We start from the raw sequence: 11,975 nt of genomic DNA, 5'->3' as shown, positions 1-11,975 counted from the left end.
AGGAACTTGAACCGTATCTGAGCAGCCCCGGTGTAGGAGCTCGATATAATAAGTCATCCTGATTTTGCAGAGACCACCGAGTCATAACCGCGGAATACCAAGGGGCTCTTCGGTATAAATAGTCACATTCGCGTTTCCTGGGCAGATCAATTAAATCGAGATGTCCAGAGCCCTGGGCCTGTGGCACCTCAATCCGCGATATGGAGCGAAGTCAGCTGCGCCCGCGGAAACCGGATTCTCGGCTTTCGCGGGCGCAGTCTGTTGTGTAGTTGTCCGCCATGCCCTGCTCGGGATTATGAAACGGGAGCCTTGAAGCTTAGTAGGGTCGGAACTCGCTGACCATGGGGCAGTCAAATGGGTCGCGGGCCGAAAGCCCTACCTTGTTCAGGTAGGTGACGACCTGACCATAGGACTGGGTCACCGTGGCGACGGTATAGGGAACCTTGAGTTCATGGCAGTATTCGCGAACGATCTCGGCGACGCTGGCGAGGTTGGCCCTGGGCATCGAGGGGAAGAGGTGGTGCTCGACCTGGTAGTTCAATCCACCGAAGACGTGGGACAGTACGCTGTTGCCCCACTTGGAGCGCGCCATGACGTTGCGGCTAGTCAATACCTGCCGCGAGAAGAAGTCGATGCGCGACTCCTTGGGGATCATCGGCATGCCCTTGTGGTTCGGCGCAAAGGACGCCCCCATGTAGACACCGAACACTGCCAGCTGCACACCGATGAACGCCGAAGCGATACCGATGGGCAGGAAGATGTAGATGGCTGCCACGTAAACGGCCAACCTAATGGAGATGGTGATGATTTCGCGACGGCGATTCTTGACCCGTTCGCCGGTGAACAAGTACTTGATCGACTGCATGTGAAGGTTGAAACCTTCCAGGGTCAGCAACGGGAAGAACAAGTAGCCTTGGCGCTCGGTGATCCATTTCAGGAAACCCTTTTGCTTTTGGGCGTCCTCGGTTTGGAACGAGATGGTGTCCCACTCGATATCCGGATCTTTGCCGATGGTGTTAGGCATGGCGTGGTGCTTGTTGTGCTTGTTCATCCACCACTGGTAGCTGATGCCGACAACGATGTTGGCCAGGAAACGACCGATCCTGTCGTTGGCCGGGCCCGAGGTCAGGATTTGACGGTGCGAGGCCTCATGGGTGAGGAACGCAAACTGGGTCAGAATTATGCCTATGGCGGCGGCAATAAGAAGTTGGAACCAGCTATGCCCCAAGAGCACGAAACCGGTGACGGCTCCGCCAAGCAAGAGGATAAGCACGCTCGAGATCACAAGATAATGACCCTTGCGGCGTCCCAGAAGTCCGGCATCTCGGACACGGATCTTCAAGTGGCGGTAATTGTTGGCTCCGGCGGAACCACGCGCTACGCGTTGCTTCGGTGCCGGGTCAGAAAGGGTGGAACTCGTACTGTTCAAGGGTCACTCCCGTATAGCGAGTAGGGCGACAAATTCAGTCGAAAGAACTGAAAGTCTCGGTTCCTGTATTGAGTAATCCTACGCGCTACGCATGTGTAGCACCTGATCGTTGCAGGAAGAGACCAATTAACCGATTCAGTTTTCGGCATGGGCTCTGCACAAACGCGACGGATTCCCCGAAAACCCGCGTATTTTCGGGGAATTACACCGATGAGATACGAAGCGACATATGGCGTTACTGGAATATATGGCTTACGTCACTACCGGTTTACGAGGGTCGTCCACATACCGGTTGCGGGGGCCCGGATCGCCCGAAAAGGCTCTTGGCGAACGATTCGTGACTTCTCCCCGGCACCAAAAAGAAATCGTACGCCGAAGCGAGGCCATGATTCACAGTCTGTTTCCCGCAAGAAACTAGATCCCGGCAGCCCGCTCCGCAGATTCGACGACATTTACCAATAACATCGCTCGCGTCATTGGACCTACGCCACCCGGGTTCGGAGAGATCCAGGATGCGACCTCGGAAGCTGCGGGCTCCACATCGCCGGTAACAAACGCCTTGCCGTTTTCATCGTCTACGCGCGAGACACCCACATCAAGCACGATGGCCCCTGGCTTGAGGTCCTTGGCCTTGATCATGTGCGGCTGGCCGGCGGCAGCAACAACAACGTCCGCCTCGGCTAAGTGTTTGGCCAGATCGGTGGTTCCGGTGTGGGCCAGGGTGACGGTGGCGTTGACGTCGCGCCGGGTCAGCAGCAGGCCGATGGGCCGCCCGATAGTCACCCCTCGGCCAACGACCAACACGTTTTTGCCGGTGAGCTCGATGCCGTAGCGTGACAGCAGCTCAACGCAGCCCTTGGGTGTGCAGGGAAGCGGCGTAGCCATGGGCCGGTTGACGTTGGCGACCAAGCGGCCCAGGTTCATCGGATGCAGGCCATCGGCGTCCTTCTCCGGGTCCATCGCTTCGAGGACCACGTCCTGGTCAATGTGTTTGGGCAACGGCAGCTGAACGATGTAGCCGGTGCATTCCGGATTTTCGTTGAGCTCGCGCACTTTTGCAAGCAGTTCGTCCTGAGTGGTGTCCTCGGGGAGGTCCACGCGGATCGACTTTATGCCTACCTCGGCGCAATCCTTGTGCTTGCCGCCTACGTACCAGGTCGATCCCGGATCGGAACCGACCAAGATGGTGCCGAGGCCGGGGATGATGCCGCGATCGGCCAATGCCGCGACGCGTTCGGTCAATTCGGCCTTGATGGCCTTCGCTGTTGCCTTGCCGTCAAGAATCTGTGCAGTCATGTTGATGGTACTCCGTTCAGGAAAATGTTTGCGTGCTCGTGCTGCGTTGGTGACCGTTTACCAGTCTTCGAGACCTTCGTAGAGCGGGAAGGCCTTTGCCAGGGTGCTCACGCGTCGGGAAAGGGCGGCTTTGTCTGCATCCTTGCCGTCGCGCAATGCAGCACCGATGATGTCGGCAACCTCCGTGAAGGCGTCGATGTCGAAACCGCGGGTCGCCAGCGCGGGGGTGCCAATACGCAATCCCGAGGTGGTCATCGGCGGGCGGGGATCGAAAGGCACCGAATTGCGGTTCACCGTGATGCCGATTTCGTGCAGCAGGTCTTCGGCTTGCTTTCCATCCAGCTCAGAGTTGCGCAGGTCGACCAGAACCAGGTGAACGTCGGTTCCGCCGGTCAGCACCGAGATCCCGGCACCCGTGACGTCATCGGCGGTGAGGCGCTCCGCCAGGAGCCTAGCGCCATCGAGGGTCAGTTTCTGGCGCTGTGCGAATTCCTCGGAAGCCGCGATCTTGAACGCCACGGCTTTGCCTGCTACCGCGTGCATCAAGGGTCCTCCCTGGTGGCCGGGGAAGACGTTGGAGTTGATCTTCTTGGCCAGCTCCGGATCGTTGCAAAGGATCAGTCCCGAGCGCGGTCCTGCGAGGGTCTTGTGCACCGTGGAGGTGACCACGTCGGCAAACGGGACCGGGTTCGGGTGAAAGCCAGCGGCAACCAATCCGGCGAAGTGTGCCATGTCGACCCAGAGCTTGGCTCCGACCTCGTCGGCGATGGCGCGGAAGGCGGCAAAGTCGAGTTGGCGCGGGTAGGCCGACCATCCTGCGATGATCACGTCCGGCCTTTCGGCGATCGCTTGGGTACGGAGCTTGTCCATGTCCACGCAGAAGGTGTCAGGCTCGACCTCATATGCGGCAACCTGATAGAGCTTTCCGGAGAAGTTCAGCTTCATGCCGTGGGTTAAGTGCCCGCCGTGCGCCAAGGACAGGCCCATGATCTTCTGGCCGGGGGTGATCATTGCCGAAAGTGCAGCCGCGTTGGCCGACGCACCCGAGTGCGGCTGGACATTGGCGAACTTGGCGCCAAAGAGCGACTTGACGCGCTCGATGGCCAGCTTCTCTGCCACGTCGACGTGTTCGCATCCGCCGTAGTAGCGCCGGCCCGGGTAGCCTTCGGCGTATTTGTTCGTCAGCACCGAGCCCTGGGCCTCGAGGACCGCGCGGGGTGCGAAGTTCTCCGAGGCGATCATTTCTAGGGTGTCGCGTTGGCGGCCCAGTTCAAGCTTCAGGACCTCTGCGATTTCCGGGTCGAGCTCGGCAAGGGATTGGTTGGTCACGGGCTTCTGGCTCATGGTTTTTGAACTCCAGTGGGTGAGGGTTGGTCTTCGGGCAGGTTCACATTGCGAATCGTTCAACCCCCGGACCCAGGCGCGCGGTCCGTGGTTAGCTCGTGTGCCGCTCCCCGGTGGTTCATCCCACCCAACGCCAGTTGCGACACCATCCAATATTAGTCCGAAGAGCGCCAAGGCAAGGACTGTTACATCTCCGAAACCTTGGATCCGCGCCAGATGCACCGGAACCCTTTTCCGAAAACCACCGGAAACGGGCCTCGCCTGCCCGCATGGGGCACCTCGTTGTCCTTCCGCCTAGGAATCATCTTGCACATGGCTCTTGCCGCACGTCGCGGTGGAGCCACCCGGCATCGCTGCCGGTGCAGCCGCTTCCCACGGTGGCCCTGCCGCCATCCGGCGAGCGCCGGAAGCCCGAAAGGAAGCGATTCGCACCGCTCGCCACAGTGGCAGTGACCCACCGGCGCGTGCGCCGCCGGCCCGGCGGGGTCCGGCGTCATTTCCCGGACCGGGTGCACCCCTGATCCGGTGTGCATGTAGCGTGACCACGTGAGCCCCAACGAATTCATTGTGTCCATTTCCTGTCCCGACCGTCCTGGTATCGTCCATGCCGTCTCGGGAGCCTTGCTTCAAGCGGGTTGCAACATCACCGAGTCCCGGCAGTTCGAAAGCCCGGAGACCCATAATTTCTTCATGCGCGTCGCCGTTGGGACCGCGCAGGAAATTGGGGAGGTTCGTGGCGCCTTGGGCCCGGTCAGCGAGGAATTCTCCATGGACCTCGCGATTGCAGCAGCCGGCTCCCGGATACGGACCTTGATCATGGTGTCCAAGGAAGGCCACGCGCTCAACGACCTGCTCTTTGCGCGGCATTCAGGGACGTTGCCGATCGAGATACCCGTCATCGTCTCCAACCACCTGGACCTTAAGCCCCTGGCCGATTTCCACGGCATCGAGTTCATCCACCTACCGGTGTCGTCATCGACCAAGGAGCAGGCCGAGGCGCAGCTGCTGGCCCTTGTCGAGGAACATGACATCGAGCTGGTCGTACTGGCCCGCTACATGCAGATTCTCTCCGATGAGCTATGCCGGGCGCTCAACGGCCGGGCCATCAACATCCATCACTCTTTCCTGCCCTCTTTCAAGGGCGCCAAGCCATACCACCAGGCCCATGCCCGCGGGGTGAAACTGATCGGCGCCACCGCCCACTATGTGACCGCCGACCTCGACGAGGGCCCGATCATCGAACAAGAGGTCATCCGCGTGGACCACGCGCGCACTGCCGGTCAGTTCGTGTCCATGGGCCGCAACGTCGAGGGGCGCACGCTTACACGCGCCGTGGCCTGGCATGCCGAGCGTAGGGTCATGCTCGACGGCTACCGCACGGTGGTCTTCTCCTAGGACCTTCACCGCGTCCGTGTTGGATCAGGTTACAAGGGACGCTTCCAAGGGTGCGGCTTCATTCCCGGCACCCCGTTGGCGCGTTCCCTTCAGCGCGCGTAGAGCGCTGAGGATGGCGACCAGGTCCACGACTTCCTGGCTCAGGGCACCTGCGATCGCCGGCAGCACCCCGGTTGCAGCCACGAGCATGAGCATCACGGAAATGATGATTCCCAGCCAGATGGATTGCAAGGCAATGCGTACGGTGTCCTTGCCGATCCGTACCGAATGCGCGACGCGGGAAATGTGCTCGGTCATGATGACCACGTCGGCGCTTTGCGAGGCCGCCGTGGAGCCACGGGCCCCCATCGCGATTCCGACATCCGCCGCGGCCAGCACCGGGGCGTCATTGACCCCGTCGCCGACCATCATCACCGGTCGGTGGGCCATGCCCTGCACAAAGGTGACCTTGTCCTGGGGAAGGCATTCCGCTTCCACCCTGTCCAGCCCGACCTCCGCGGCGACGTGCTCGGCCGTGGCCCGCTGGTCGCCGGTCAGGACCAACATCTCAACTATGCCCATGGAACGCAGTTCCTCCACCGTCTGCATCGCATCGAGACGAAGCTCATCGGCCAGCACCACCACTCCGGCAAAGCGTCCGTCGATGGCCACATACACGGAGGATTCACCAGGAGCCAGAGGATAGCGCACTACCTTCGGAACGAGGGACGCCACCCAGGAAGGCTTGCCCACCAGCACCCGGTGTCCTTCCACCAATGCGCTCACGCCGTTGGTCGCCTCCTCGCTGGCATCGTGTGCCTGCGGGATTCTAAGTGAGCGTTCGCGTGCGGCCGCCACGATGGAGGCGGCCAATACGTGGGAGGAATACTGTTCCGCCGAAGCGACCATCCGAAGCAGATCGTCCTCCGACAACCCGTCCACGGGCTTGATTGCCCGTAGCACCGGGGTCCCCCGAGTCAGGGTTCCGGTCTTGTCAAAGGCTACCGACTTCACCGCAGCCAGCTTCTCGAGTGTTCCGCCGTCCTTGACGATGACACCAGCCTTGGCAGCACGGCTCATGCCCCCCATGAACGCGACAGGAGCGGCGATCAGCAACGGACAGGGGGTCGCGACCACCAGCACCTCGGCAAACCTGACGGGGTCCCCGCTGGCCCACCAAGCCGCACCGGCAATGGCATATGCCAACAATGTGAACGGAACCGCGTACCTATCGGCAAGACGCACGACCGGGGCTCTGGAGGCTGCGGCTTCCCTGACGAGCTCCACGATGCGCGAATACTGCGAATCCGCGGCGGTGGCGTTGGCCCGCAGTTCGATGGCATGGGTCCCGTTGACCGCGCCCGACATCAGCTGTTCCCCGGCAACCTTGTGCACCGGCAGGGATTCGCCGGTCATGGACGATTCGTCAAAGGCGGCCTCGGCATCGAGCAGCACCCCGTCCACCGGCAGGATCTCACCGGGGCGCACCATCACCACGTTCCCGGGGACCAGGTCCACCACCTTAACCTCGATGAGGTTTCCCGCCCCATCTACCAGGTGCGCACGGGTCGGGACCCGTTCGAGCAGTTCGGAAAGCGACTTGGTGGCCCGGACCTGGGCGTAGTCCTCCAGCGCCTCCCCACCTGAAACCATCAGGCAAATGATCAGTGCGGCAACGTACTCCCCTACGAACACCGTTGCCAAGATCGCGGTGAAGGCCAGGATGTCGATGCCCCAGTGACCCTTGGCAATGTCCTTGGCCATTCCCCACCCCAGCTGCAGCGCAACGACAAAGGCAAAAACGCTGGCGACCCAGCGGGCTTGCTCCCCCAGCCCCACCCACATCATCACCAAGGTACCGAGCAACACCATGAGGGTTGCTGCCACCACCGGATAGCGCCTCAACAAACTCACTTGCCCCTGCCTTCCAGCGTGCGAACACTTCGCGTGTGCCTCCATCTTCTGCCCTCCGGGGGTTCTTTTCCACTGTGGAGAGCCTCACCTTGCCATCGTGTGTCCTTGGGTCCGAAGTCAAAGCAGGTCACCGACTAGAGTGGGTGGCATGGCCCACATCATCACCATTGATTCAGTTAGCCCGTCCGTTGATCCGACTGCTTTCGTGGCACCCACGGCGACACTCTCCGGGAACGTCACCCTAGGCGCAAACACCAGCGCCTTCTACGGTGTCTCGGCCCGAGGGGACTCGGACACCATCACCGTCAAGGAAGGAACCAACCTCCAGGACAACGTGGTGCTGCACGCCGACACAGGCTTCCCCTGCACCATCGGCGAGCGCGTCTCGGTCGGCCACTCGGCAGTGGTCCACGGGGCCACCGTTGGCGACGACTGCCTGATCGGCATGAGCGCAACCATCATGAACGGTGCCGTCATCGGCGAGAATTCCTTGGTTGCCGCCGGCGCCCTGGTGCTCGAGGGCACCCAGGTCCCGCCGCGTTCCATGGTTGCCGGGGTCCCCGCCAAGGTGCGCCGCGAACTCAGCGACGAGGAAGTAGAAGCACTGAAGGTCAATGCCGCCCACTATCTCGTGCTGGCCGCCAAGCACCGCGAGGCGAACAGCGCACTGTAGGTCCAGCACAAGCCACTGCACAAGGGAGCACATACGCGATGACTCGTTACATCCAAGCACCACCTGCCGCACATCCCTCAGCACCCTCACCGATCAGGGCCACCGGCCGTTCGCTGAACTGGGGAGTTGTTTCCACCGGACGCGTTGTCGGAAAGGTCCTTGCGGACCTCCAATCCCTGGAGGATGCAAATGTGATCGCCGTGTCCTCGCGCAGCGAGGAACGTGCGCGTGCCTTCGCTGACGAACATGACATCGAATGGGCCTATGGTTCCTACGAAGCCATGTTTGCCGAGCCGGAGATCGAAGCCGTCTACATTGCTGTCCCGCACGGGCAGCATTTCGAGCTTGTCATGGCCGCTCTGAAGGCCGGCAAGAACGTGTTGTGCGAGAAGTCCCTGACCATCAATGCGAGCGAGGCCCGCACGTTGGTGGCCGAGGCCAAGGAGCAAGACCTCTTCTTGATGGAGGCCGTTTGGTCTCGCTTCACCCCGGCGTTCAACCGGGCACTGGACATTCTGGAATCCGGGGAACTTGGTACGCCTTCCTGGATCCAGGCGGACCTGGGGTTCGTGGCTCCGTACGATCCCAAATGGCGGCTCTACGATCCGGAGGCCGGAGGCGGTGCGCTGCTGGATTTGGCCGTATACCCGCTTACCTGGGCCATCGGCGCCATGGGCTTCCCCAACTCCGTCCAGGCCACCAGCGACCTCAATGACGACGGCGTGGACATCCAGACCGCCATCACACTGGGCTACACCGGTGTGCGCCATGCCCAGCTGATGGTTTCCCTGGTCAGCTCACCCACCAAGGAAGCCCGCATCGCCTGCACCAAGGGTTGGCTGGGCACCAACGCACCGTTGCACAACCCGACCAAGCTCTTCATCCACCCGCTCAACGGCCCGGCGCGAACCGAGGTCTTTGAACCGGTGGGCGAGAACTACACCTACGAGTTCCGCGAAGCGACCCGGTGCATCCAGGAGGGCCTCAACGAGTCCCCCACCATGCCGTGGGAGCACTCCGTGACCACCATGGCCATCTTTGACGGGATCCGCCACCAGTTGGGCCTTCGCTACCCCAACGACTCCTACGCGAGCAGCAGCAAGTAGGAACCACCACGGAAGCACGTCGATGCGCGGTGCTGGAGAAACCCTCCGGCACCGCGCATCGACGTTTAAGCCGGGTCCCCGCCAAAGCCTAGGTCCCGCCGTATTGGCCCGAGACCGCATCGATGGGATTGTCAGCACACTGAACCGGCTCCGGCGTTTCCTGCCAACCCGCAACAACCTAGATGTCGCGCAACGCTTGTCCGAGTTCGCCATTTGTCCCGGAAGGGTCCTAGCCCTGGTCACAGGGCTCTAGCCGGATTCGTTGGCCGTTTGCCCTGCGCCGGGGACGTGCTTCCGCCGCTCAGTCGAGGGTTAGGTTCACTCGGGTATCCCCCGCAGGTATCGGTTCCCCGCGCCATGCCACAAAAATGACGCCAAACGGGTGCCTTGGCAGGAAAGTTCCCGCCAAGGCACCCGTTTAGCTTTGAGGTATCCATCGCTACTTGGAGGCGAACTCGGCTTCGTTGGCGTCGCGCTCGGCCGCCTCGGCATGCTTGGCGCTGCTGCGACGCCAGTAGGCGGCGATCACAGCCCCGGAAAGGTTGTGCCAGACGGAGAACACCGCGCCGGGCAGGGCTGCCTCCGGGGTGAAGTATTGCTTGGCCAGTCCCGAGGCCAGTCCCGAGTTCTGCATGCCGATTTCCACGGCCATGGTGCGGCGGGAGGCAATGGGCTGCTTGAACAGCTTTGCGGTGCCGTAGCCCAGGGCGATGCCGCCGGCATTGTGCAGGATGACAGCCAGCAGGATCAGCAGGCCCGCGCTGAAGATGGCGGCGGCGCTGCCGGCGACCACGATGAGCACCACAGCGGTGATTGCCAGGACAGAGACCCAAGGAAGCGCCGGGAGAACCTTGGAGACCAGCCGCGGCAACAGCACACGCAGCACCAGTCCCAGGACCACCGGGATCAACACGATCTGGACGATCGATTTCGCCATCGACCCGGCATCCACCGGCAGGTACTGGCCTGCGAGCCACAGGGTCAGCAGCGGGGTGAAGATCGGAGCAAGCAGCGTGGAGATCGAGGTCATGGTCACCGAGAGCGCGACGTCTCCCTTGGCCAGGTAGGTCACCACGTTGGAGGAAGTCCCACCCGGGGCGCAACCAACCAGGATGACACCGGCTGCAAGTGCCGGAGGCAGCTGCAGCAGCATCGCAATGCCCAGCCCGAGCAGCGGCATGATCAGGTACTGGGCAACCACACCCAGGAGTACCGGAAGCGGCCTGCGTACGACCATCGCAAAGTCCGGAAGCGTCAGGGTCAGGCCCATCCCGAACATGATGACCATGAGCAAGGGGTTGATGGCCTTGGAGAAGCCGCTGAAGCTCTCCGGGGACAGCAGCGCGAGTGCGCCGCCCGCCAGAACCAGGATCGGGAAGAGGGTCACGGCAATCTTTGCGCTGCGTTCTTCAGCATCAAGTCCGGGTTTTTGTTGTACGTTTCGATCAGTAGGCATAAGAATATGCTTGCAAATTGAACAACTCTTGTCCATTTGTGACAACAAAACGTTCAACGCAAACCGCTTACCGCGCGGCAGCTACCGCTTGTCGCGACCGATTCGTTGCATGCGACCGGATCAAGGCTCCGGCTTCCCTCGGCGTCTCACGCCGGAGCACCGCAAGCCTTTTCTACGCCGCTGCGTATCGGCCTAAACCCCGCCGTGCGGCGGAGAGCCCGAGCTCAAGGTCGGCGACCAAGTCACCGACCTGTTCGATGCCCACACTGAGCCGCACCAGGTTCCGTGGCACGGCCAGCGGGGTGTCGATGACCGAAGCGTGCGTCATTTCGGCAGCGTAGCAAACCAATGACTCAACCCCGCCCAGCGAAACCGAGAGCGCAAAGAGCTCCATTGACTCGGCAAAAGCCCGTGCCGCGGCTTCTCCGCCTGCCAGCTGAACGGAGACGATTCCGCCGAAGCCACCTGACTGGGCCTTGGCAAGAAGGTGGCCCGGATGCGTTTTAAGACCCGGGTAGAGCACGTTTTCCACTTCCTCGCGGGTGCCGAGCCATCGGGCAATCACCGCGGCGTTGGAACAGTGGCGCTCCATGCGCAGGTCAAGGGTCTTGAGCCCGCGGGCGGCCAGGAAACAGTCCTGAGGTCCAGCCACCGCTCCCCCGGCAAATTGCTGGAAACCCACGGCTTGGGCCAGCTCCTGCCCACGGAATTCCTTTTTCGCCACGATCACCGCACCTCCAAGTACATCGGAGTGCCCGCCGATGTACTTGGTGGTCGAATGCACCACCGCGTCCGCACCAAGGTCAAGCGGACGTTGCAGGAACGGGGTGGCAAAGGTGTTGTCCACCACCAGGAGCGCGCCGGCAGTGTGCGCAATCCTCGCCCAGCCTGCTACATCGGCGATGCCCAGCAGGGGGTTTGAAGGGGTCTCAACCCAGAGCAACGCGGTTTTCCCGGACTGCACCGCGGCTTCGACCGTATCCAGGTCCGTGATGTCCACCGGAGTGTTGCTGATTCCCCATTTTCCGTGCAAGTCGTTGACCAGCCGGTTGGTACCTCCGTAACCGTCGGCGCCCAGCACGATGTGGTCCCCAGGCGCCAGCACGGCACGCAGCAATGCATCCTCGGCGGCGATCCCTGAGGCGAAGGCGAATCCTGCATGCCCTGCTTCCAGCGCGGCGAGTTGGGTTTCAAATCCGTTTCGGGTCGGGTTGGAACCGCGCGAGTACTCGTGTCCATTGCGCAGCACGTTGATCCCGTCCTGCACAAACGTGCTGGTCTGGTAAATCGGCGGGATCACGGCGCCGGTGAGCGGGTCGGGGGCTTAGCCCGCATGGATGGCTTGGGTATTAAAGCCCTGATAGCTGGTGGTGGTTCCCATGG

General features: G+C 61.9%; 8 protein-coding genes, 1 pseudogene and 1 riboswitch. Of the genes and pseudogenes, 3 read left to right on the top strand and 6 right to left on the bottom strand.

The annotated features are described in order from the left end of the window. Nucleotides 1–316 precede the first annotated feature (316 nt). The 3 genes from ABEA12_RS10965 to glyA form a co-directional block, all read right to left on the bottom strand. Nucleotides 317–1,429 carry a fatty acid desaturase family protein gene (locus tag ABEA12_RS10965; protein ID WP_210101772.1) on the bottom strand — a complete coding sequence of 371 codons (1,113 nt, stop codon included), beginning with the start codon at nt 1,427–1,429 and terminating at the stop codon, nt 317–319. Between the two features lie 414 nt (nt 1,430–1,843). After that, nucleotides 1,844–2,725, bottom strand: coding sequence for a bifunctional methylenetetrahydrofolate dehydrogenase/methenyltetrahydrofolate cyclohydrolase (locus ABEA12_RS10960; protein WP_210101773.1), 882 nt, complete (start codon nt 2,723–2,725; stop codon nt 1,844–1,846). A 57-nt stretch (nt 2,726–2,782) separates the two neighbouring features. Continuing rightward, complete coding sequence (gene glyA, locus ABEA12_RS10955; protein WP_210101774.1) at nt 2,783–4,069, bottom strand: serine hydroxymethyltransferase; 1,287 nt, start codon at nt 4,067–4,069, stop codon at nt 2,783–2,785. 63 nt (nt 4,070–4,132) lie between these two features. Then, nucleotides 4,133–4,220: riboswitch (ZMP/ZTP riboswitch) on the bottom strand. 395 nt (nt 4,221–4,615) lie between these two features. On the opposite strand from glyA, the gene purU reads away from it, so the two are divergent. Then, nucleotides 4,616–5,464 carry a formyltetrahydrofolate deformylase gene (gene purU / locus ABEA12_RS10950; RefSeq protein ID WP_210101775.1) on the top strand — a complete coding sequence of 283 codons (849 nt, stop codon included), beginning with the start codon at nt 4,616–4,618 and terminating at the stop codon, nt 5,462–5,464. Between the two features lie 24 nt (nt 5,465–5,488). On the opposite strand, the gene ABEA12_RS10945 is transcribed toward purU, so the two are convergent. Then, complete coding sequence (locus ABEA12_RS10945) at nt 5,489–7,357, bottom strand: heavy metal translocating P-type ATPase (RefSeq protein WP_345468135.1); 1,869 nt, start codon at nt 7,355–7,357, stop codon at nt 5,489–5,491. Nucleotides 7,358–7,505: 148 nt separating this feature from the next. Between ABEA12_RS10945 and ABEA12_RS10940 the strand changes: the two genes are divergently transcribed. Next, entirely contained in the window at nt 7,506–8,030 is a 525-nt protein-coding gene (locus ABEA12_RS10940) for a gamma carbonic anhydrase family protein (RefSeq protein ID WP_210101777.1), read from the top strand. A gap of 38 nt (nt 8,031–8,068) precedes the next feature. After that, nucleotides 8,069–9,136: a Gfo/Idh/MocA family protein gene (locus tag ABEA12_RS10935; protein ID WP_210101778.1), complete on the top strand. Its 1,068-nt coding sequence runs from the start codon at nt 8,069–8,071 to the stop codon at nt 9,134–9,136. A 439-nt stretch (nt 9,137–9,575) separates the two neighbouring features. Here ABEA12_RS10935 and ABEA12_RS10930 read toward each other — a convergent pair whose 3' ends face one another. Both ABEA12_RS10930 and ABEA12_RS10925 read right to left on the bottom strand, forming a co-directional pair. Beyond that, complete coding sequence (locus ABEA12_RS10930; RefSeq protein ID WP_210101779.1) at nt 9,576–10,592, bottom strand: bile acid:sodium symporter family protein; 1,017 nt, start codon at nt 10,590–10,592, stop codon at nt 9,576–9,578. A 172-nt stretch (nt 10,593–10,764) separates the two neighbouring features. Beyond that, nucleotides 10,765–11,973: pseudogene (locus tag ABEA12_RS10925) on the bottom strand (cystathionine gamma-synthase). Nucleotides 11,974–11,975 lie beyond the last annotated feature (2 nt).

This window comes from Paeniglutamicibacter antarcticus (assembly GCF_039544305.1).
GTDB lineage: Bacteria > Actinomycetota > Actinomycetes > Actinomycetales > Micrococcaceae > Paeniglutamicibacter > Paeniglutamicibacter antarcticus_C.
Note: the sequence above shows the minus strand (reverse complement) of the source record. Positions and strands in the feature narration are given on the sequence as shown.

Bases quoted from the DNA above. Each gene is read 5' to 3' on its own strand.
- ABEA12_RS10960 (WP_210101773.1), bottom strand. From the start codon at position 2,725: ATGACTGCACAGATTCTTGACGGCAAGGCAACAGCGAAGGCCATCAAG.
- glyA (WP_210101774.1), bottom strand. From the start codon at position 4,069: ATGAGCCAGAAGCCCGTGACCAACCAATCCCTTGCCGAGCTCGACCCG.
- ABEA12_RS10940 (WP_210101777.1), top strand. From the start codon at position 7,506: ATGGCCCACATCATCACCATTGATTCAGTTAGCCCGTCCGTTGATCCG.
- ABEA12_RS10935 (WP_210101778.1), top strand. From the start codon at position 8,069: ATGACTCGTTACATCCAAGCACCACCTGCCGCACATCCCTCAGCACCC.
- ABEA12_RS10930 (WP_210101779.1), bottom strand. From the start codon at position 10,592: ATGCCTACTGATCGAAACGTACAACAAAAACCCGGACTTGATGCTGAA.